This is a genomic window from Halanaerobium saccharolyticum (assembly GCF_003053565.1).
Lineage (GTDB): Bacteria > Bacillota > Halanaerobiia > Halanaerobiales > Halanaerobiaceae > Halanaerobium > Halanaerobium saccharolyticum_B.
Map to the genome: position 1 here is coordinate 1 of NZ_QAXS01000014.1, position 22,569 is coordinate 22,569.

General features: G+C 36.7%; 15 protein-coding genes and 1 pseudogene. 2 read left to right on the plus strand and 14 right to left on the minus strand.

The window, feature by feature from the left end; all coding sequences use genetic code 11:
• Positions 1-352 precede the first annotated feature (352 nt).
• From C8C76_RS07040 to C8C76_RS15490, 3 genes and pseudogenes are all read right to left on the minus strand, one after another.
• Complete coding sequence (locus C8C76_RS07040) at positions 353-1,384, minus strand: LacI family DNA-binding transcriptional regulator (RefSeq protein WP_108140024.1); 1,032 nt, start codon at positions 1,382-1,384, stop codon at positions 353-355.
• A gap of 150 nt (positions 1,385-1,534) precedes the next feature.
• Positions 1,535-4,096, minus strand: a pseudogene (locus tag C8C76_RS07045) (pullulanase); the annotation flags it as partial.
• On the minus strand, positions 4,006-4,308 hold the full coding sequence (locus C8C76_RS15490) for a pullulanase-associated domain-containing protein (protein ID WP_108140108.1): 303 nt from the start codon (positions 4,306-4,308) through the stop codon (positions 4,006-4,008). The gene C8C76_RS15490 and the pseudogene C8C76_RS07045, both read right to left, overlap by 91 nt.
• A 407-nt stretch (positions 4,309-4,715) precedes the next feature.
• Here C8C76_RS15490 and C8C76_RS07055 point away from each other — a divergent pair, with 407 nt between their 5' ends.
• Entirely contained in the window at positions 4,716-4,871 is a 156-nt protein-coding gene (locus tag C8C76_RS07055) for a XapX domain-containing protein (protein ID WP_108140028.1), read from the plus strand.
• Positions 4,872-4,931: 60 nt separating this feature from the next.
• Here the strand turns inward: C8C76_RS07055 and C8C76_RS07060 are convergent, their stop codons facing one another.
• Positions 4,932-5,477 (minus strand): outer membrane beta-barrel protein, encoded by a 546-nt coding sequence (locus C8C76_RS07060; protein ID WP_108140031.1) that lies wholly within the window; start codon positions 5,475-5,477, stop codon positions 4,932-4,934.
• A 243-nt stretch (positions 5,478-5,720) separates the two neighbouring features.
• Here C8C76_RS07060 and C8C76_RS07065 point away from each other — a divergent pair, with 243 nt between their 5' ends.
• Positions 5,721-6,941: an EAL and HDOD domain-containing protein gene (locus C8C76_RS07065; protein ID WP_108140033.1), complete on the plus strand. Its 1,221-nt coding sequence runs from the start codon at positions 5,721-5,723 to the stop codon at positions 6,939-6,941.
• A 111-nt stretch (positions 6,942-7,052) separates the two neighbouring features.
• On the opposite strand, the gene C8C76_RS07070 is transcribed toward C8C76_RS07065, so the two are convergent.
• The 10 genes from C8C76_RS07070 to C8C76_RS07115 form a co-directional block, all read right to left on the minus strand.
• Complete coding sequence (locus tag C8C76_RS07070) at positions 7,053-9,041, minus strand: methyl-accepting chemotaxis protein (protein ID WP_258222440.1); 1,989 nt, start codon at positions 9,039-9,041, stop codon at positions 7,053-7,055.
• Positions 9,042-9,329: 288 nt separating this feature from the next.
• A complete protein-coding gene (locus tag C8C76_RS07075; protein ID WP_108140037.1) occupies positions 9,330-10,412 on the minus strand; it encodes an aldose epimerase family protein in 1,083 nt (360 codons plus the stop codon).
• Positions 10,413-10,538: 126 nt separating this feature from the next.
• Positions 10,539-12,722: a glycoside hydrolase family 3 C-terminal domain-containing protein gene (locus C8C76_RS07080; RefSeq protein ID WP_108140039.1), complete on the minus strand. Its 2,184-nt coding sequence runs from the start codon at positions 12,720-12,722 to the stop codon at positions 10,539-10,541.
• Between the two features lie 117 nt (positions 12,723-12,839).
• Positions 12,840-14,924: an alpha-glucuronidase family glycosyl hydrolase gene (locus tag C8C76_RS07085; RefSeq protein ID WP_108140110.1), complete on the minus strand. Its 2,085-nt coding sequence runs from the start codon at positions 14,922-14,924 to the stop codon at positions 12,840-12,842.
• Positions 14,925-14,974: 50 nt separating this feature from the next.
• On the minus strand, positions 14,975-16,042 hold the full coding sequence (gene uxuA, locus C8C76_RS07090) for a mannonate dehydratase (RefSeq protein ID WP_108140041.1): 1,068 nt from the start codon (positions 16,040-16,042) through the stop codon (positions 14,975-14,977).
• 45 nt (positions 16,043-16,087) lie between these two features.
• Complete coding sequence (locus C8C76_RS07095) at positions 16,088-17,104, minus strand: ABC transporter ATP-binding protein (RefSeq protein WP_108140043.1); 1,017 nt, start codon at positions 17,102-17,104, stop codon at positions 16,088-16,090.
• Positions 17,104-18,111: an ABC transporter ATP-binding protein gene (locus tag C8C76_RS07100; protein ID WP_108140045.1), complete on the minus strand. Its 1,008-nt coding sequence runs from the start codon at positions 18,109-18,111 to the stop codon at positions 17,104-17,106. Before C8C76_RS07100 ends, C8C76_RS07095 begins: the two co-directional genes overlap by 1 nt.
• Before the next feature lie 32 nt (positions 18,112-18,143).
• Positions 18,144-19,268, minus strand: a complete 1,125-nt coding sequence (locus C8C76_RS07105; RefSeq protein ID WP_108140047.1) for an ABC transporter permease — start codon at positions 19,266-19,268, stop codon at positions 18,144-18,146.
• Between the two features lie 13 nt (positions 19,269-19,281).
• On the minus strand, positions 19,282-20,265 hold the full coding sequence (locus C8C76_RS07110) for an ABC transporter permease (RefSeq protein ID WP_108140049.1): 984 nt from the start codon (positions 20,263-20,265) through the stop codon (positions 19,282-19,284).
• Between the two features lie 67 nt (positions 20,266-20,332).
• On the minus strand, positions 20,333-22,321 hold the full coding sequence (locus C8C76_RS07115) for an ABC transporter substrate-binding protein (protein ID WP_108140051.1): 1,989 nt from the start codon (positions 22,319-22,321) through the stop codon (positions 20,333-20,335).
• Positions 22,322-22,569 lie beyond the last annotated feature (248 nt).

Here is a 22,569-nt window from a genome sequence, read left to right on the forward strand (position 1 = left end):
CAAATAATTAATTCAACGGAGCCAGGCAGATGCCTTTTTTTATTTAGATATTTTTAGATTTACATTTTTTTCTTCACAACATTAATTATACAACCAAAAATATTAACGGTGCTTTTTTAAATTAATATTTAATAAGGAGTTATTACTAATCTAAACTTTTCCAAAAATGTAATAATCGAACTTTAGGAAAACAATTTCCATAACGAGAATAAAAAAAGCAATAACTTTTATTCACTATCTATATTATAAATAATCGTCTGTTAATTGTCAAACAATTTTTAAATATTTTTTTAAAAAAACCAATTCAATCTCCACAGATTAAAACTGTGAAGACTGATATAACAGGCTTTATCTAGCCTATATTTTTTACTGAATTTCTTTCAATTAATTTTAATTCTATATTTGAAAAGTCAGAATTTTTCTTCTCCTTTAGATTTTCCAGTAAATACTTTCCAATATTTGTGCCCAGCTGATGGATGGGTAGGGAAACCGTTGTAAGTGGTGGATAAGAGTATTTTGCTTCCGGTAGATCATCAATTCCAACCACTGAAATATCATCTGGAACCTTAATCCCCTGATTATTTAATTCCCAGATTAAACCTAAAGCCGTAGCATCATTGGCAGCAAATACAGCAGTAAACTGATCTATTTTATCTATTAATTCAAGCGCAGCTTTCCGACCACCCTCAAAACTAAAATCTCCGGCAAAAATAAGTTCATCTGGCAGCTCAAGCCCATTTTCTTTTAGCTTATCTTTTAAACCTTCTCTTCTTAAGAAACTTGTATAAAGTTTTTCCGGGCCATCAACAAATGCAATCTCCCGATGCCCATTTTCCAGTAAATATTCAGTAATAGTCTCGGCTGCTTTTTTGTTGCCCAGATTTATATTATTAATTTCAAAGGGGTGAGGTGTAATTCCTAACAAAATAGTTCCCTGAGCTTTTAGCTGCTCAATCAGGGTATACATCTGCTGTTCATATTCTTTATCCATTAAAGCTCCCCCGGCTAAGACTATGGCGTCAGCTCGATTTGCTTTTAACATCTTTACAGCATGAACTTCTTTTTCCACACTGCGGCTGGTATTATAAATATTAACAATATATTCATGCCCGGAGATAAATTCTTCTATCCCCTTTACCATCTCGGCAAAATAGGAGTCACAGATATCATGGACAATAACTCCAATGATATTTGACTTATCACTTTTTAAACCCTGGGCAATTCTATTTGGTGAAAAATTTAACTTCTCAATAGCTGCCTTTACTTTGTCTTCTGTATCTTTGCTGACAGGATGATCACTATTATTAATTACTCGTGAGACCGTAGTTGGTGAACATTCTGCCAGTTTCGCTACATCTTTAATAGTTACTTCTTTATTTGCCATGATAAACTCCTTCCAAATTCTATCAGTTGTCAGAATAATTTTATCATAGTTTAATTTAGCTTTCAATAAATATGGAAAACGTTTTTCTTTTTTCAAAAAAGAAAGGGCAGTTTTTAGTTTTTAACTGCCCTTTTTAGAATAAATCTATTTTTATTTGTTTTCTAACCTAATAACTGTTCCAGTCAGAGCTTTCAGCTCAATCTGGTCGTTATTTATCCTGACACCGACTGGATTTTCTATCTTTTCTAACCTGGCCTGCTTCTGGTCCACAAGAATTTCAGCCTCACTTAAATTTAGGGGTATTGAAAATTCTCGTTTTACCTGATCTGCATTAACAATTACATAGTAGTTATCTTTTTCTCCTTTCAGCTGGTAGGCAGCTGCCAGATCCTGATCTTCAATTTCTTCTGCAGAAAGGGCCTGAACCTTTGCTTCGATTGATTCCATTTCTCCCAGCCTAAAAACTTCGTCTGACTGACGGAGTTTAATTAAACCTCTGGTATAATCAATAGTCTGCTGGTGCAGCTTGCTCTCATTTATTTTATCCCACTCAATCATATTAACTGCATCTGTGGAGTCATAACTGTCATCAATAAAATATGGATATTTAAATTCTTTCCCCTTTTGGTTAACGCCAACAAAGGAAGAAGGTGGTGCTTCTTCTGTCTCAGTTCTAAACTGCTTTGTTCTGCCATATTCCTGACCGGCATGCAGAAAAATTCTGCCCTGAGAAGTTAAAACCATCAGATTTGCCAGCCGCAAACGCTGCTGAATTTCTGCTTCTTCACTGTCAGGATCACTTTCAGTGGCAATGGCAATTACATCATGAACAGTCATATTATCATGAGATTCAATATAGGTAACCACATCTCCCGGATCATCAGCTTTAAAGTTGAGGGGCTGGGCCTTAATATTACTGATAATTCGATCTGTACTAACCTCACCACCAGTCACAAAACGGGGTTCTGCCTCTGCTCCAAAGCCTGACTTGATCATATTTCTGTAATCATCAGAAAAACTGGCTACTGAATCTGTATGCTGCATCCAGTCCTGATCAGCAGGCTGCACATTTGGATAAAGGTCATCTCCCTCATAGGTTCTCCAGCCTTCACCAATCATTAAGATATTTGGATTTATTTCTTTTGCCTTCTGATAGGACAGCTCAATACTTTCTGCATCGTGATCTCCCATCATATCAAAGCGGAAACCATCCACTTTAAATTCATCCACCCAGTAAGAAATTGAATCCAGCATCAGCTTTCTAGTCATCTGATGAGTAGTTGCCAGTCTGCCGCCGCCAAAACTGGTTTTGGCTGAACCATCGAGCTTCATAAAATGATAGTAGTCAGGCTGCAGATCTTCAAATAAATGTACTCTCGCTGTGTGGTTAAATACTACATCCAGAATTACTCCCATATCTCTTTTGTGAATTTCTGCAATTAGTTCTTTAAATTCTTTAATTCTCCGGGCCGGGTCTTCCGGCTTTTCTGAGTACATTCCACTCAGAGAAAAGTAACTGTGGGGATCATAACCCCAGTTGTAGTTATTATTGGCCGAAGAATATTCTAAAAGCCGCTCATCATTTGCAGTTTCATCGCCAAAATAATAGCTCATTACAGGCAGCAGTTGAATGTGAGTTACACCCAGGTCTTCAATATAGTCCAACTTTTCTTTAAAAGCTGCAAAAGTTCCAAACTGTGCCTCAAGCTCATCGGCAATCTCAGGATCAGAGGTTAAATCTCTGACATGAACTTCGTAAATTACTGCATCTTCTCTTTTGGCAAAATTATCGATCTCAGGAAACTCCAGTTCCGGACCAATATCTGCTGGATCGACAATTGCAGCTTTTCCGGCCTTATATTCCGGGCCTTTATCTTCAGGGTGATATTTCCAGGCTGCCATAGAAGGTGCATAGGGATCTAAAGCAATATTAGTTTCTCCATCATGCTCAATTAAATAGTGATAATAGTATCCTTCCAGATTTTCAAGCCCTGTATTCTCTTTCGTCAAAGTTAGTTCCCAGACTCCATTTTCAGTTTTAGACATTTCTAAATTATCTTTTACTACCTGATACTGGTCATTTTTATCATATAATCTAAGCTTTACACTCTCAGCTTCTGGTGACCAGAGCTTTAAGACTGCAGTTCCATCTTCTTTTAATTCAGGTCCTAAATCACCCTCATAACTGTATTTTTCGTCGATAAGGCGCCAGCTTCTAATTACATCATAATTATTTTCCCCAATTGTTATCTCATAGGGTGCATCTTCTAAATGAAAGGCTCCATAAACTTCTACCTTATTTTGATCAATAATTTTTATCCGATCAATTTTAGGCTGGAGCTTCCATTTGTTCTTTACAGTTATCAGTTCCTCCAGTTCTTCTGCTGTCAGTCCATCTGTGGTAGAAAATCGCAGATCAATTTTTGAATCTAATAACCTCGCAGTTATTAAGCTTGATTCGGAACTGTAATAAGGATTTTTATAAACTTTTTCTAAATCCTGATGAATAAATAGCTGTCTAGCTTCTAAGTTTGAAATATTCATATCTGCTGTCTGCTCTCCTGTTTCGGTATTTACTGCTAAAAAGTTAATCTGTTCTGCATCTTCTTTAATCTTAATATCTAAATAAGCTCCATAATCAGAAATCTGATCTTCGGGAAAAGGTGCGGCAGCAGTGGGCCACTCGCCCTGATCTTCTGAAATCTGAGCAACATCTCCCCACTTAAGTTTTCACCCTGAGTATTGTTGATTAAAAAACCAACTTCTTCAGGATTCTCAGTAAGTTCAACATCTAGATAAGGCCCATAGTCATTCTGAGGCGCTTCTTCGATGTTTTCTGCACCCTCCGGCCAGGCCCCTTTAGCTTCCGACCACTCCGCTACATCCTGCCAGAACCAGAGACCTAAATCCCCTAATTTTGAAATATTAAAATAAAAAAAGCTACTCCCCCTTTTTGAGAAAAGTAACTTAAGTTATATTAATTATAAAGTTATAGTTTAAATTGTATTAAAAGAATAGATTAGATAAATTAAAACAAAGCTGGACTAATAATCCATTTAGATAAGTAGTATTGTGCAGAGAAATTTCCACTTGTATTAGTTATTGAATTATAAAAACAGCTTCCGAATAATTGGAAATTTTTAGTGTTCAAACGTTTGCACAAATACTAATATTAAATAAATATTAACATTTTCAATTAATAAAGTCAAAATTATCTAGAAAATTTACATTATCCTTTGACAAATCAAGCTAAATATATTAAAATAGATGATGGTGTTAGTTGTCTGACGTCTAACGAAACTATGAAATTTTATATAAAGGAGAATCAATTATGAATCAAGCATTTTTAGCAGCGATTTCGGGTTTAATTGTAGGAGGTCTTTTTTCTTTTCTAAAATTACCTATTCCTGCTCCACCAACTCTATCCGGAGTAATGGGAATTGTAGGGATCTATGTTGGCTTTATGATCACAAAAACAATATTTTAATCAGAAAAAAGGCCCTCTTCGCTTAAGAAGAAGGCCTTTACTTTATTTGTTTTAATTTATTTAGAATCTCATACCTACAGAAACTGTAAATTTAGAATAATCTGCATCACTAGTTTCACCATCGGCATATTCAATTTCTCCACTATTATTAGTGTATAGGATATCTGCTGTATACTGATCTGTTACATACATACCAGCACCTAAAGCATAATACAAACCACCACTACTGTCCTCAACCTCAGGATATTCAAGTCTAAAAGAAGCAAATCCCAGATGACCGATAAAATAAAGAGGGCCATTGTCCATAGTATACTCGGCCAGTCCATAAATTGGAGTGAAGCCAAAGTTACCATCATAATTTTCAAAATCTCTATCCAGCTGTAGTGTTATTCCAGCTCCAAGGTCAAATCCATTGCGATAAGGCATAATATATTCACCAGTTACACTATATCCCATTTCAGTATCATATGATTCTTCGTCAACATCCATTTCCGAAGCAAAATCAATTCCAAGCTTAACTGACCAGCTGCTCTGTGCCTGTGCAAAAACATTGAAAGAGAATAAAAACATTACCATTACAAGTAAAACCACCATAGTTTTTTTCATTAAAAAATCCCCCTTCTTAATTTATAATCTGTTTTCTATTTAATATATTCAATACCTGTAGAGATTTTCCTTCTTTATTTGGGCGAAAAAGTTAATTTATTTTCAATTTTTGTAATTTTAGCAAAGATATTGTCGAAAATCTTTATTTTTAAAATTTATTGAAGTTAAAAAAAGGGTTTTGAGCCTTTTTTGTGTAATAGATAATAGATAGTAAATTATATTTTTAAGAAAGCAGGCTGATCAATGATGCAGAATTCAATAGTCGCCAGACAGCCAATTTTAAATAGAAAAAAAGAAACAGTGGCCTATGAGCTGCTTTTTAGGTCTCTAAGCAAAGATGAATTTGACGGCAGCCAGGCCACAGCTGAAGTCTTAACCAGCAGCCTCGATTTAATTGGACTTGATAACTTAACCCGGGGCAAACAGGCTTTTATTAATTTCACAGCAGAGCTGATTAAATCAGAAATTGCTGAACTGCTGCCCCAGCAAAAAATTGGAATTGAAATTTTAGAAGATGTAAGTGTTGACCACGAAATTATTAAATGTTCAAAAAACATAAAAGCCGCAGGTCATATTCTACTCTTAGATGATTTTGTCTATCAAAAAGAATTGATACCGCTGATTGAAATTGCAGATATAATAAAAATTGATTTTCTGCAGACCACAGGTAGAGAAAGAAAATATATTATGGAGTTAATTAAAAAGAAACACAATCCTGAGGCAAAATTTCTGGCAGAAAAAATTGAAAATTATGAGGAATTTAAAACTGCCTATGAGATGGGTTATGATTATTTTCAGGGCTACTTTTTTACCAGACCGGACACTATCTCAACCCGCAAAATACCTTCCTATAAATTTAATTATCTGGAAGTAATTAATGAGCTGAATTCTCTCGAACCTGACTTTAAAAAGCTTTCAAAGATTATTAAAAATGACCTTTCTATGTCCTACAGTCTTTTAAGAACGATTAATGCAGCAATCTATGGCTATCAGGTCTCTTCAATTCAGCAGGCTGCTGCTTTACTGGGGATTAATAAATTAAAAAAATGGGCTCTACTATATTTTATTAAAGGCTTAAGTGAAGATAAACCGGGTGCATTATTTACCAATACTTTAATCAGAGCTAAGATGGCAGAGCTGCTTGCTAAAAATATTAATCAGGCTGATAAATCTTCTGAATATTATACTGTCGGAATGCTTTCCATGCTTGATGCTTATCTAGACCGGCCACTGGAAAATATAGTTAAGGAATTATCTTTAACAGATGAGGTTAAAAAGGCAGTGCTGAATCTGGATGGAAAAATGGGAGAAATTCTGAAATTAATTATTCTTTATGAACAGGCCAGATGGAGCGAATTAGAAAAAATTGAAATAAAATATCACCTGGATAACGAATTATTAGCTGGCGTCTATCAGGAAGCAATTGACAGTGCTTCTGAAACAGTTGAAAAGATAATTAGATAAATTAATCCCCGCCAATTTTTAAACTGACGGGGATTTTTTAGTTCTGCAGATATTTAGATAGTTTTTAAAACTAAATAATTATTTTCAGCAGATAGTATTATTTGCTGATCCTTAAACATCAAACTTTTCTATTAAAGTTTCTAAATGAGCAGCTCTGGCTGCAAGTTCATCAGCAATTGAAGCAACTTCCTCAACTGAAGCAGTCTGTTCTTCACTGGCTGCTGCCACCTCTTCTGCAGAAGCAGAGGTTTCTTCGGAAATTCCAGCAATATTCTGAGCGTTCTCTGAAATCTCTTTGCTGAACTTATTGGTATCCTCTACAATATCAGCAGATTTCTGCATTCCCTGATTAATCTTAGCGAGGGTTTCTCTGATATCTTTAAAGGTTGCATTAGCAGAATCCACAAGTTCTTCTCCATTAAGTATTTCTTTTTCACTTGTTTTCATTTCTTTACCAACCGAATCAGTTGTTCTGGTAACTTCATCAATTAATTTTTTGATCTTATCAGCAGAACTTGATGATTCTTCTGCCAGTTCTCTAATTTCATCTGCAACTACCGAAAATCCGCGGCCTGCTTCTCCTGCTCTCGCGGCTTCAATGGCAGCATTTAAAGCCAGCAGATTGGTCTGATCAGAAATATTATTAATTATATCAATTATACTTCCAATTTCCTGAGAGATAGATTCTAAATCAGAAATATCAGCTGCAACTTCGCGCATGGCACTGACTATTTCTCTCATCTGAGAACTTAACTGCTCCATTTTTTCAGATCCGGCTTCAGTTACCTGATTCATGTTTTCTGTTAACTCTTCCACTTCATCATTGGTTGCTTCTAGCTCATCAATTCCTTCGGAAAGCTGCTGAATATTAAATGAGACATCTTCTACACTTTTAGCCTGTTCATCAGCTCCGGTTGCTACCTCCTGAATTGAAACTGCAACCTGTTCGGAAGTACTTCCCACTTCTCTAGAACTTTCCTCAAGATGATTTGATGTTTCCGTTACCTGATCTGAAGTTTCCTTTATATTCTGGACCAGATTTTTGAGATCTTTAACCATCTGATTAAAAATATTACCAAGATGGCCCAGCTCATCTTTACGGTTAATTTCAAGCTCCACATCCAGATTACCTTTTGAGACTTTCTGCATCTGATCACCATAGTGAACAATAGGACGCACAACATTTTTAGTTACATAAAAGATAATCACAATAATCAGGGCCAATAATACAATTATAGAAAGAGTAATTATCTGTCTTAAAACCTCTCTGTTGGCACTATAGGCCTCTGCCACTGGAATCTGAGCAAAAATGGCACCATCAATTTCTTCTATCGGCATGTAGGAGGCGAGTCTCTCTTCTCCTTCAAATTCATATTCGATAAAACCCGATTCTCCAGCAATAGCCCGGGAAGTATCAAAAAGCTGACTGGCATCAAATCTATCCTCAACCATTTGAGAATCCGGATGGGCTAAGACCTTAGAACTCGAGTCAATCAGAAAAGTATAACCTGTTTCTCCAACTTTTGTTGTACTGACAAGTTCACTGATCCCTGCCAGAGAAATATCTCCTGCCAGAACTCCTACCAGATTACCATTTTGATCCAGTACCCTTCTGGCTACAGAAATAACTAAGCTTCCACTTCCTGCATCCACATATGTCTCTGTCCAGACCGCCTGATCGGTGTTTTCAGCATTTTGAAACCACGGTCTTTCTCGGGGATCAAAATCTGAAGGCAAATTCTGATCGGGAACAATAATCATTTCTCCCTCAGCACTACCTAAATATAGATTTAAAAACTGATCATAATTATCTGAAACTGAATTCAGTAAATTTCTAATTCCTTCTTCATCTTTTTCTATTACTACTGGCTGATCAGCAAGCAGAGTTACTAAATCTTTACTTTCAACCAGAAATGAATCAATCTCTGACTGCATTTCAGCAGCAATCCCATTATTTCTTTCTCTGGCCAGTCCTGTTATTTCATCTGTTACAGTATTATTAATTAAATACCCCAGTCCTCCCATACCTAAAATTATTACAAGAGAAATTATTGCAATAATTTTTGTGCTGAGACTCTGACTGAGGTTAATCTTTTTCATAAAAGATAAAAACCCCTTCTTATTTTCCAAGTTAACCACTCCCTGTTATCTTTAAGTATTATAACTCCTTATTTGTGATAAAATTATCTATTTCGACAAAATTTTCAAGTATGTTTATATTTTATTAAATTATGATGTTAAAAGCAAATTTTTTGAAATAAAAGTAATTATCAATAAATTGAAAAGAAAGAGTCAGGATGCAAATTTTCACTTAAAAAGATAAATCCCCTTAAGTGAGAGCTGCAGTTAAAGCAAACTCTATTAAGGGGACTTTATAAATTATATATTTTAAATTATATCAAAATGAAACTCTGTAACTGTATGATATTTTTCTCCCGGTTTTAATACAGTTGAAGGGAAATTATCATGATTTGGCGAATCAGGATAGTGCTGAGTTTCTAAACAGAGAGCTCCTCTTTTAGGATATTCCTTATTTTCTTTTCCGGGTCCATTGGTATCAATTCCATTACCACTGTAGAACTGAACTCCAGGTTCTGTTGTCCAGACCTCCATTTGTCTGCCGGAGTGAGTTTCGATCACTCTGGCTGCCAGCTCCAGCTCATCTTCTTTTTCATTATTTAAGACCCAGTTATGGTCATAACCACCTGTAAACTCTAACTGCTCAAAATCAGCATCAATTTCTTTACCCAGTTCTCCAATAGCAGTAAAATCAAAGGGAGTATCGTGGACTTCTTTAATTTCACCCGTTGGAATCATCCCCTCATTTACCGGATTAAAATGATCCGCATTGATATATAAGAGGTGGTCTTCTACAGTCCCTTCTCCATGACCCTTTAAATTAAAATAGCTGTGCTGAGTTAAATTAACAACGGTTTTTTGATCAGTTTCTGCCCGGTAGTCAACTCTTAATTTATTATCTTCAGTTAGAGTGTAATAAACAACTGCCTTTAAATTTCCAGGAAAGCCGCCTTCCCCATCTTCACTTAAGTGGGCTAATTTTAAAGACTTTTCGCCATTGATAATTGCTGTCTCGGCTGTCCAGAGTTGAGCGTTAAATCCTTTTTTCCCTCCGTGCAGACAGCAGGGATGTCCGGCAGGTTTTTCATTGATCTCCAGCTGATATGTATTTCCATCAAGTTCAAATTTTCCCTCAGCAATTCGGTTTCCATAACGTCCAATGAGAGCTCCAAAATAATTGGGGTCATTAAAATACTGTTCAAGCTTATCATAACCAAGAACAATATCATCAAGCTGACCATCACGGTTTGGCACAAATAACCTGACAATTATCCCACCAAAATTTGTTATTTCAACTTTCATCCCGTTTTCATTTTCTAAAGTATATAAATCTGCTGTTCTTCCATCTTCTAATTTTCCAAATTCTTTTTTTGAAATATTAATTTCACTCATAAAGATACCTCCGTCTTAAAATATTAAACTCCTTATTTTTTAAAATAACTCCTTATAACTATATTAGTGTTAAAAGTCAAAAATCCTGCCAGAAACTAAAACTGGCAGGAAATTAATTAACAAATATTAATATTCAAACTCAACATTTTTTCCCTTAACAGTAATTTGAGACTTAAGAGTTTCTTTACCTGTAAGCTGCTGACTGTAGCTGTCAGGCTGGCTGCCGCCAAGATAAACTTCAAACTCTCCCGTTTCTAATACCGCTTTTCCATCTTCATTGATTAAAGCAAAATCACGTGGTTTAAGTTTGAATTCAACTGTTTTGGCTTCATTAGGTGTTAATTCGACTCTTTCAACACCTCTAAGCTCATATTTAGGAACCGAAACACTGCTTTCTAAGTCTTTTAAATATAACTGAACTACTTCAGTTCCCTTAACCTTACCAGTATTTTTAATTTTGGCAGTAAGCGTAATTTCTGCTTCCTCATCTGCAGCAAAAGAGTCTGCAGATAATTTAAGTTCACTGTATTCAAAATCAGTATAGCTCAAACCAAAACCAAATGGGTATAACGGATCGGATTCCATAAATCTATAAGTTCTATTCTGCATCGAATAATCTCTAAAGTCTGGCAGCTGATCCATTGATCTAACAAAAGTAACCGGTAATTTAGCAGATGGATTGTAATCGCCAAATAAAATATCGGCAACAGCATTGCCACCTTCTTCACCTGGATACCAGGCTTCTAAAACTGCTTCTGCTTTTTGGTCAACAGAATTCAATTCAACCGGACTACCATTAGTAATCACTGCAATAATTGGTTTACCTGTTTCAGCAACCGCCGCCAGCAGTTCTTCCTGCATACCAGGTAGGGCAATATCGATTTTATCACCACCACCATCTGAGTTGGCAACTGCACCTTCTTCTCCTTCCAATTCAGGAGAAATACCCAAACACATAATTACTACGTCAGATTTTTCCGCAATAGAAACTGCTTCTGCAAAACCTGCATCAGGCTGATTTCCCCAGTAAGAAGGCTCAGTCGTTCTTAAATCACAGCCTTCTGCATAAAAAACACGGGTCTGATCATCGACAGCATTGTGAATTCCATCAACTAAGGTGACATATTTAGAAGCTTTACCACTGTAGTTTCCAATCAGTACCGGCTGGCTGTCAGCATTGGGACCAATAACTGCTACAGAATCGAGTTCTTCTTTATTTAGCGGCAGAATATCATTCTGGTTTTTAAGCATTACAATTGACTGTCTTGCTGTCTCCCGGGCCAGCTCTCTATTTTCTGGACTATCATTAACTTCAAAAGGAATTTTATTAAAAGGAACCTCTCCTTTTGGATCAAACATTCCTAATTTAAATCTAGTTTTCATCAGTCTTTTAACTGACTTATCAATAGTTTCTTCAGTCAGCAGTCCCTTTTCTACAGCAATTTTCATACTCTCATAAACCCGGCCACAATTTAAGTCACAGCCCTTATTGACTGCCATTGCTGCAGCTGCTTCGGGACTGTCCTGGACTTCATGCCTTAAATAAATATCCTCTATTGCACCACAGTCTGATACATAGTGACCGTCAAAGTTCCATTCTCCGCGCAGGATATTTTCCATTAATTCTTCACTGGCACAGGCTGGCTCACCATTAACTCTGTTGTAAGCGCCCATTACTGCCTCAACTTTTCCTTCTTTAACTGCATCCCTAAAGGCGGGGAGATATGTTTCGCGCAGATCTTTTTTATTAACTACCGCATCAAAATGATGACGCTCACTTTCCGGTCCACTGTGAACTGCAAAGTGTTTGGCACAGGCAGCAGCTTTTAAGTATTTAGGATGATCTCCCTGCAGACCTTTAATAAAAGCAACACCCAGACGACCGGTTAAATAAGGATCTTCTCCATAAGTTTCCTGCCCTCTGCCCCAGCGTGGATCTCTAAAAATATTGATGTTGGGAGTCCAGAAAGTTAAACCCTTATAAATTCCGTAGTCGCTCTTTTTCTGAGCCTGATTGTATTTTGCTCTGGCTTCATCAGCAATAGTATCTGCTACATCATGCAGCAGTTCTTCATTAAAAGAAGCTGCCATTCCTATTGCCTGGGGAAAAACAGTTGCTGTTCCTGCTCTGGCTACTCCGTGCAGGCATTCATTCCACCAGTTATATTTTTTAATATCCAGTCTTTCAACTGCCGCTGCATCGTAAATCATCTGCGACATTTTTTCTTCTAAAGTCATCCTTGAGACTAAGTCCTCCACCCTTGCTTCTAAAGGCAGGGAAGGATCTTTATATTTCATTTCTTCAGTCATGGTAAAATTCCTTTCTTATAATATAATAAGTAATATCAAAAATTATAATTTAGTAATTTGTTGATAATTATACTTTTTATTCTCAGATTTTTATTAATTACATTAAATTAATTAGCCTTAATATATTGCCCGATCAAATTGATCATCAATCCCGGAGATCCTGTGGAAATAAGTATTTACCTGATCGCGCCATTCAACTGCATTATCAAGCTGCATTTCTAATCTGTTTTTTACATTTTTATAAATAGTCTGATCCACTTTTCCTTCAAGTTTTTCCCAGTGGCCCTGCAGTTCTTTAACTGCTGCTACACCTCTAAAGTGGCTGTCATAGATATGCTGAATTACAGTTTTCCCGGAATCCAGCTCATGGGTATAGGGCACATGGTGGAAGAACAGCAGTAATTCATCCGGACAGCTTTCTATTGTCTCATATTTTTCTGCATTTTCTTTAAAGTACTGCCCTGCATAACCGGTTCCAGTTGCCAGACTGCGGTCAACACCGATCCCCTCATGGTCAGCTCGATGATAGGTTCCCCAGCGAGAATATTCATAACCATTAACATTTACTCCATAGTGGTGGCCGGGATTTACCATCCAGCCAATACCCAGGGGAGATGTATAATCTTCGTAAATTGTCCAGGAGTATAATAACATTCTGAGCAGGCTCTCCATCACTTCCTGATCCAGACCAAAGGTAATTTTAATCCACTCTTCTGTGATTTCAACCGCAGATAAATCTGGGTTCCAGGCCAGACGACCGTAACCATAAAGATTAGCCTGTGCTAAATGATGTCCGGTCCAGTTCTGGTCATTACCCACATTAACTACAGCTGCAAAGCCAGTATTAGTTTGATCATATAATGAACCGTCAACTATTCTCTTAACCGGTGTATCTTCTCCTTCAGCATAAGTATCAAAATCAGTAATCTTTTTCCACTGCGGAATTAAATAACACAGGTCTTTCTGCTGACCTGTATATTCCTGAGTCACCTGCAGTTCAAGCACCTGATTGGTCTTCGGCATTGCTCCAAATAAAGGGGTAACAGGTTCTCTTACCTGAAAGTCCATTGGTCCATTTTTAATCTGTAAAAGTACATTTTCTTTAAATTCACCATCTAAATCTTTAAAATTATCATAGGCTGCCCGAGCCCGATCGGTTTCTTTGTCCCGCCAGTCCTGCTGACAGTTGTAAACAAAGCAGCGCCAGATTAGTAAGCCTCCGTAAGGCTCAAGTGCTTCTGCCAGCATATTAGCTCCATCAGCATGGCTGCGGCCGTAAGTAAAGGGACCCGGTCTACCTTCAGAATCTGCCTTAACTACAAAACCACCAAAGTCAGGAATCTGTTTATATATTTCAGCAGCCTTTTCCTTCCACCAGAGCCTAACCTTCTCATCCAGTGGGTCAGCAGTATCAATGCTGCTCAGCTGCATTGGAGAAGCATAGTTGGCACTTAAATAGGTAGTAATTCCATAATCTCTTAAAATATCAGCAATAGTAATTACCATCTCTATTTTATCATCAATAAGTCTGGTTTCCTCATAAGATACATTAACATTATTAATTGAAAGGGCGTTTATTCCAATCGAAGCCAGCATTCGAGCATAGTCTTTAATCCTATTTAAATCGTTTACCAGATGATTATCCTGATAAAAAATTGATTTGCCTGCATAACCGCGCTCAATGCTGCCATCTAAATTATCCCAGTGATTAAGCATTCTGAGAGTATTTTTAGGGTTAGATAGAAGATCAAGCTGCTCTAAGTTATTTTCCTGCTGAATTTCTCTTAAGAGTGCAAAAGCACCGTATAAAAGGCCCTGATCACTTTTTGCAGTGAGCAGGAGTAGATCTTCCTCTTTAAAATATTTAATTAAATAGCCCTCATCATTTAACTCAGCAAAATCAATACTTTTTAATAATAAATCTAGTTTTTCATTATCAGCTGCAATTTCTTTAAGTTCTTTTTCTGCAGCAATTAAAATATTATTCTGAAACTGCTGATTAAAATTCAACTCAAAATCTGCACTTGAAAATTTCGCTAAAGCCCTATTTATTTCTTCCTTGATTGAAGCATTTAAATTAGTCTTTCCATAAACAGAAATGTTACTCAGTAAGTCTTTATATTCTTTTAAATAACTATCACTCAGTTTTTCATAGCTGAGCCAGGCCTGATAGGCCTTAGAATTTTTATTAACTACTTTCATTTCGGACATTTTTGGCCTCCATTCAGAATTAAAAAGTTAAAGTATAAAATTTAGCTGTCCATTTTTGTAATTGCTTCCCATAAACCATTAATATATGTAGCTCCCAGGGCTCGATCATAAAGTCCATAACCAGGTCTTGCCTTTTCTCCCCAGATCATGCGGCCGTGGTCAGGTCTGAGATAACCATCAAAACCGGAATCATAATAAGCCTTCATTATTTCAAATAAATCCAGGGAGCCATCTTTTGACAGATGAGAAGTCTCATGAAATTTACCTTCTCCATCAAATTTTAGGTTTCTAACATGGGCAAAATGAACTCTACTGCCAAACTCTCTGATTAGTGCCGGTACATCATTGGCTGGGTTGGATCCTAAAGAACCGCTGCAGAGTGTTAGGCCATTATAAGGGTTATCAACCATCCGCAGAATTGTTCTCAAATTTTCTTGGCCAGTTACAACTCTGGGCAGACCATAAATTGGCCAGGGTGGATCATCGGGATGAATTGCCATTTTAATATCATTTTCTTCACATGTCGGCATAACTGCTTCCAGAAAATATTTCAAATTATTGAGTAAGTCTTTTTCTGAAATGTTTTCATACTGCTTAATAATATCTTTTAATTCAGCCAGCCTCTCTGGCTCCCACCCCGGCAGAGAAAACCCTTCTGAGCTTTCATCAAATTCCTCTACCAGTTTAACAGGATCTGTGCTGTTAATCCAGTCTTCATCATAGGACATGGTAGTTGAGCCATCTTCTAATTCGCGGGCCAGATCTGACCTCAGCCAGTCAAAAACCGGCATAAAATTATAGCAGACAACTTTTATTCCCTCAGCTGCCAGATTTTTAAGAGTTTTTTTGTAGTTTTCTATATATTTATCTCTACTCTCAAGACCCAATTTTATATCTTCATGGATATTAACACTTTCTATAACTTCGAGTTCCAGTCCAGCCTGGTTGATCTTATTTTTTAATTCTTTTATTTTATCTCGAGGCCAGACCTCACCTACCGGAATATCCTGGAGGGCGCTAACCACTCCAGTCATCCCTGGTATCTGTTTTATTTCTTCTAAGCTTACACTATCATCATTTTCGCCAAACCAGCGAAATACCATTTTCATTTAAATCACCTTTTCCCTTACTCTTCTCCTTTTTCTATAATCATATTATTTTACACCTGTCAAGTCAATCTCTTCTTTCCTATGACATGAAACCCAGTGGTTATCTCCAATATTCACTAATTCAGGTTCCTTATTTTCGCAAATGTCTTTGGCATAAGGACAACGAGAAGCAAAATTACAGCCTTTTATCTCAGCTGAAGGATCGGGAACTTCTCCTTTTAGATTTTCACCCAGCCATTCCACATGAGGATCTGCTTCCGGAACAGCAGTCAATAGTGAAGCTGTATAGGGATGTTTGGGGTTGGTATAAAGCTCTTCTGTATCTGCAATTTCAACCAGCTTACCAAGGTACATAACAGCAACTTTATCACAGATATAGCGTATTACACTGAGATCATGTGCGACCATTAATAAGGTTAAATTCATTCTTTCTTTTAAATCATCTAATAGATTTAAAATCTGAGCCTGAACTGAAACATCAAGGGCAGATACCGGTTCATCAGCAACAACCAGTTCCGGTTCTAAAGCCAGGGCTCTGGCAATACCAATTCTCTGTCTTTGACCACCACTAAAAGCATGTGGATAACGAGTCATATATTTTTTATCCAGTCCTACCAGATCAAGTAATTCTTCGACTCGTGCCTTATATTTCTCTTTTGGCCAGCCCTGAACAACCAGAGGTTCGGCAATTATATCAAGTACAGACATCCTGGGATTTAGAGAGGAAAATGGATCCTGAAAAATCATCTGAATCTCACTTCTAACATCTTTCAACTTATTATAATCAAGCTCTGCTAAATCAACAACATTTCCATTTTTCCTTCTAAAAAGAACTTCTCCTTCAGTTGGATCAATTGCTCTTAAAATGGAACGGGAGGCAGTTGTTTTTCCACAGCCTGATTCTCCAACCAATCCCATTGTTTCACCTTTATTTAAAGTAAAACTAATATCATTTACAGCTTTTACATCTCCAACATGTTTATTAAAAAAACCTTGAGTAATAGGAAAGTATTTCTTTAAACCATCAACTTTTAAGATTTCATTTTCAGCTAACTTTGCCATTATTTATCACCTAAATCCTGATGCAGATAACAATTTACATAATGATCTGCTGATATTTCCTGTCTCTCTGGATAAGCGCTTTCACAAACCTCTCCAATTTTTTTCCGACAGCGGGTATGAAAAGGACATCCTTTTGGTAGAGAATAAGCATCGGGAACTGCCCCTTCAATAGAAGCAAGTTTCCCTTCATTTCCAGTCATCCTCGGAATAGACTTTAATAAATCCTGAGTATAGGGATGAGCAGGGTTATCAAATATCTCTTCTACAGGACCTGATTCTACAACTCTTCCCAAATACATAACATTAACATAATCAACCATGTGGGCTATTACTCCTAAATCATGGGTAATTAAAATTAGAGAAAGGTTGTAGTCTGCCTGCATCTTTTTGATCAGTTTTAGAACCTGAGCCTGAATTGTAACATCTAAAGCTGTTGTTGGCTCATCAGCAATTAATAGCTGCGGCTCACAGGCCAATCCCATTGCAATCATTGCTCTCTGTCTCATTCCACCACTGTACTGAAATGGATATTCGTCAATTCTCTGCTCTGGTTTTGAAATACCAACTTTTTTTAATAATTCTAAGGCTTTTCTTCGTGCCTCATCTTTATCTATATCTTCATGATAGAGCAGTTTTTCTATAATCTGATTACCGATTGTATGAACAGGACTAAAAGCCGTCATCGGCTCCTGAAAAATCATTGACATTTCTGGTCCTCTAATAGAGCGCATATGCTCTCCATCAGCTTTTAAATTAATTATATCATGCTGTTTTTTATTTTTATCATAATATTTAATTGTCCCAGCTGCAATTTCTCCCACACCTGGCAGTAGACGCATCACCGAAGTTGAAGTAACTGATTTTCCACAGCCTGATTCTCCAACTATTCCAACCGCTTCTCCTCTTTCAACTTTAAAATCAACCCCATTTAAGGCGCGAACAATTCCTTCATCCGTATGAAAATGAACATTTAAATTTTCAACTTCCAATATATTATTATTTGCCATTATATTCACCCTGTCTTTCAATAAAAATTTCCTTACTTAGAATATGGATCTGCTGCATCTCTGATACCATCTCCTAAAAAGTTAAATGCCAGAACTGTGATAATTACAAATAAACCGGGCAGCATTAACCAGGGAGCATTTGCGATTGTATAAAGATTCTGCGCTTTCTGTAATAGAACACCCCAACTAATAACAGGAGCCTGTAATCCAATACCAAGGAAACTTAAAGCTGTTTCTCCTAAAATCATTCCTGGAATAGCAAGAGTTAACGAAGCAATAATATGACTTAAAAAAGAAGGAAGCATGTGAATAAAAATAATTTCTAAAGGACTTCTCCCCATCAAACGGGCAGCTATTACAAATTCTTCTTCTCTCAATGATAAAAATCTTCCTCTTACTACTCGGGCCAGACTTGTCCAGCTCATTAAAGATAAAATTATTGTAATCGCAAGATAGACCTGAATTGCAGACCAGCTTGAGGGTAAAGCAGCACTCAAACCCATCCAGAGAGGTAACTGGGGAATAGACCTTACTAACTCAATCATCCTCTGAATAAATAGATCAATTTTGCCACCAAAATAGCCACCAATTCCTCCAATTAAAATTCCTAAAAATAAACTTACAGCAACACCAATTAAACCTATCGAAAGTGAAATCCGAGCCCCATAAATAATTCTGGCAAATAAATCTCTTCCTAATGAATCAGCCCCAAAAATAAAGACCGGTCTGTTTTCATCACCTGTACCAAAAAGATGAATATCAGTTTCAAAAAGACCGAGAACTTCGTACTCAAAACCTTCCACAAAAAACTTTATCGGAGTTGGTTTTGATTCATCTTCTGTATAAATATCTTCAAAAGTCTCCATATCAACTTCTTTGTTGTAAGGATAAATCATTGGCCTTAAACTGAAATTACCCTCTGCATCTTCAAAATGCAATTGATGAGGTGGAGCCTCCTTGTAGGAAACTCTTCTCTGATGTGGGTCTTGAGCAGAAAAGAAAGGTGCAAATATTGCCAGCGCATACATTATAATAAGTACTATTCCTGCTGCCATTGCCAGTTTATGTTTTTTAAAACGCATCCAGATTAATTCTTTTTGTGAGGCAGCATAGATGTCATCTTCATAATTTCCGTTTTGGTTATTTTCTTTTGCCATTTACTCACACCTCCTAAACATATCTAATTCTGGGATCTACCAGAGCTAATAAAATATCCGAAATAAATGTACCAATAACTGTTAAAACACTTAAGAGCATAATAAAACTACCGGCTAAATACATATCCTGACTTTTTAAAGCATCTAATAATAATGGACCTGTAGTTGGCAGGCTTAAAACAACAGCAGTAATTGTTGAGCCTGAAATTAATTTTGGTAACTGCCAGCCTAAAGTTGAAATAAATGGATTTAAAGCAATTCGAACAGGATACTTTAAAATAACCTTATAATTTGGGATTCCTTTGGACTTAGCAGTAGTAACATATGGTTTTCCAAGCTCATCTAAAAGGTTAGCTCTCATAATTCTTACTAGACCAGCTGTTCCTGCCGTTCCGACAACCACTACCGGAATCCATAAATGCTGCAGTAGATCTGTAATTTTACCTATTCCCCAGGCTGCATCAGCATATTCTGGAGAAAATAATCCACCAACATTAATCCCGAAATATTTAAAACTAACATACATTAAAACAAGGGCCAATAAAAAGTTTGGTGTAGCTACACCAATAAAACTTAAAAAAGTAAAAAAGTAATCACTGAGCGAATTCTGTCTTAATGCAGTATAAATTCCGATTGGGAAGGCAACTATCCAGGTAAATAAAAGTGAAGATATTGAAATTACCAGGGTTAATCCCAGTCTCTCCCAAACAAGTTCATTAACGGGACGATTCCAGGAAAAAGAAAAGCCCATATCTCCTGTTAAAAAGTTACCGATCCATTTAAAATATTGAACATATACCGGATCATCAAGACCATACTGTTCCCGCAAATATTCTATCTGTTCATCCGAAACATCTGTACCCATTGATCTTAACTGAGTAATATAAGATGTTAAATAATCACCTGGGGGAAGCTGAATAATAATAAATGATAATATTGAAATAATTACAAGGGTGACAACCATAAATAATAATCTGTGCATAATGAATTTAGACATCAGATGACCTCCTTTATTTAAAGCTGTACTGCAGTTTTAAAACCACAGTACAGCTTTATAAAATTACTTACTTAGTTGTAAACCACTGTTCTGGTTTTGTAATCTGCCATGCACCTGTTGCATTAGAATAAGGAGCAGTTTCTGGTACATTGTGCAGAGTATCAGCTACAATGGCAGGAGCCATTGGACGAGCTACAGTACCAATTACATAAGTCTGATCCATATAATACTGCCAGATATCTCCGAGCATCTTATTCATTGCTTCCTGACTTGGAGCAGATGAATATTCATGGATTCTTCTTAACTGTTCTTTAGCATGTTCTGGTGGTTCCATACCCTTTGGTGGTTCTTCACCTTCGCGTCCGGTTTCATCCCACATTCTCCAGGTATCCCACTGAGCCCACTGTGTAGCATAACGTGTTCCATCAGAATCAAAGCCAAATGCATTAATATCACGAGTTACATTTACCGGCCAGACACCAATATCATGATCTCCTGCATCAGCACGCTGCTGATATAGTTCACGTGATAGAGTTTTTAAATTAACTTTTACTCCAACATCTTCCCAGTAAGCCTTAACTAATTCTGCTACCTGACCAAGCTGGGCAGTACCACCAACAGAACCGGGAGCAGGAATTTCTAAGTCAATAATTAATGTTTCACCATTTGGTAAAACTCTAAATCCTTCACCATCTTTTTCATCCAGACCAATTTCGTTTAATAATTTTTTTGCCAGTTCTGTATCATACTGTGCATAATGATCCAGCCATTCTTCTTTAAAGTAAGAAGCACCTGGTTTTGCAGTCGCCTGTGCAGGTTCGGCTAAACCACGATAGGCAAATTCATTAATTTCATTTCTATTAAGTGCAACTGACATTGCCTGTCTGAATTTTTTGTTGGAATATACTTCTCTTTTAGCCTCTTCAGGATGATTAACATTAAAGGTTAAACCAATTTGAGCCTGAACAGGATTACTGTAAGCATATGTGGTGTAGTTACCAACTTCTTCATTTTGCTTGTACATTGGGAATTCACTTGGACTTAAAATACGTGCTGCAAAATCAACATTACCCTGAAGGGCATCTACTTTTGCAACCTCAGCGTCAGATTTAATTGTTATTTCCCATTCATCAACATATGGCAGCTGATTTCCTTCACTATCAACTTTGTAATAATATGGATTACGAACAAATCGTTTTCTGGATGAGTTGATATCTTCTAAAACCCAGGCACCCATTGTTGGTAATTCTGTATTTGTCTGAACTGGTCCAACTTCCATTTTATTAGTAAAGTACTGTACCCAGTTACCAAAGCCTTCTTCTTCAGCTATTTCTTTTACCTCAGGATTATAATCAGCATGGAACTGCTTTAAATAGTGCTTAGGAGAAAAGAAGAAACTCTGCTGACTTCTCCACCAGGTTAAGGTAGTATCAACAATTGTTGGGTTGGATCTTGGAAATTCAATTCTTAAAGTGTAGTCATCAACAGCTGTAAATTCTGGAGCAACACCGTCCATTTTCCAGTTCCACTGTGTCCAGTGATTAACTTCTTCGTGCATAGCAACATCTTCCCACCAGAAAATAATATCTTCTGTGGTAAAAGGATGGCCATCAGACCATTTAAGTCCTTCACGCAGTTTAATTGTTAGAGTTTTTGCTTCATTTGTTAACTCAAAACTCTTTGCAATATCTGGTACAGCATTTGCCATTGATTTATCCAGTTGGAACATCCAGGGTCGCATAACTGTCCCATCTGATTCAGTACTTGGTCCAATAGCTGTAGAAACAACCTTTCCACCATACTGACCTACTTCTTCAACCGGTTCAAGTACCTGCAGATCTTCTGGTACAGGCAGTCTTTCTTCTACAGGTGGTAGTTCACCGTTCTCAACTCTTTGATCAAGCATTGGAGATTGATTAAATTCGGTGATTCCTGCTTCTGCAGCTGTCTCTGGCTCAGACCAGCTTTCTGGAATTTCTGCAGCACCTGCTGCAACAGTCATTAAGGCAATAATCATAACTACTAGTGAAAAAACAAACTTTTTTGATTTAAACATTATTTTCCTCCCTCATAGTGTTAATATATTACCTATATTTTATAGACTTATATCTTTAAAGATTATTATTATAGATTTTATATTTTTTAAAATTTAAATTTTTTTCTATCAAAATGAATTATAACTTTCTTCACCTCCTGTTTAGGATTTTCATCTGTTATAAAGTTATAATTAAATAAGACAAACTTTATAGAAACCGGTTTTTATAAAGCTAAAAAATTATTAGTACCCGGTTTTTAGTAACTCTA

Bases quoted from the DNA above. Each gene is read 5' to 3' on its own strand.
- C8C76_RS07040 (WP_108140024.1), bottom strand. From the start codon at position 1,384: ATGGCAAATAAAGAAGTAACTATTAAAGATGTAGCGAAACTGGCAGAA.
- C8C76_RS07055 (WP_108140028.1), top strand. From the start codon at position 4,716: ATGAATCAAGCATTTTTAGCAGCGATTTCGGGTTTAATTGTAGGAGGT.
- C8C76_RS07060 (WP_108140031.1), bottom strand. From the start codon at position 5,477: ATGAAAAAAACTATGGTGGTTTTACTTGTAATGGTAATGTTTTTATTC.
- C8C76_RS07065 (WP_108140033.1), top strand. From the start codon at position 5,721: ATGATGCAGAATTCAATAGTCGCCAGACAGCCAATTTTAAATAGAAAA.
- C8C76_RS07070 (WP_258222440.1), bottom strand. From the start codon at position 9,041: ATGAAAAAGATTAACCTCAGTCAGAGTCTCAGCACAAAAATTATTGCA.
- C8C76_RS07075 (WP_108140037.1), bottom strand. From the start codon at position 10,412: ATGAGTGAAATTAATATTTCAAAAAAAGAATTTGGAAAATTAGAAGAT.
- C8C76_RS07080 (WP_108140039.1), bottom strand. From the start codon at position 12,722: ATGACTGAAGAAATGAAATATAAAGATCCTTCCCTGCCTTTAGAAGCA.
- C8C76_RS07085 (WP_108140110.1), bottom strand. From the start codon at position 14,924: ATGAAAGTAGTTAATAAAAATTCTAAGGCCTATCAGGCCTGGCTCAGC.
- uxuA (WP_108140041.1), bottom strand. From the start codon at position 16,042: ATGAAAATGGTATTTCGCTGGTTTGGCGAAAATGATGATAGTGTAAGC.
- C8C76_RS07095 (WP_108140043.1), bottom strand. From the start codon at position 17,104: ATGGCAAAGTTAGCTGAAAATGAAATCTTAAAAGTTGATGGTTTAAAG.
- C8C76_RS07100 (WP_108140045.1), bottom strand. From the start codon at position 18,111: ATGGCAAATAATAATATATTGGAAGTTGAAAATTTAAATGTTCATTTT.
- C8C76_RS07105 (WP_108140047.1), bottom strand. From the start codon at position 19,268: ATGGCAAAAGAAAATAACCAAAACGGAAATTATGAAGATGACATCTAT.
- C8C76_RS07110 (WP_108140049.1), bottom strand. From the start codon at position 20,265: ATGTCTAAATTCATTATGCACAGATTATTATTTATGGTTGTCACCCTT.
- C8C76_RS07115 (WP_108140051.1), bottom strand. From the start codon at position 22,321: ATGTTTAAATCAAAAAAGTTTGTTTTTTCACTAGTAGTTATGATTATT.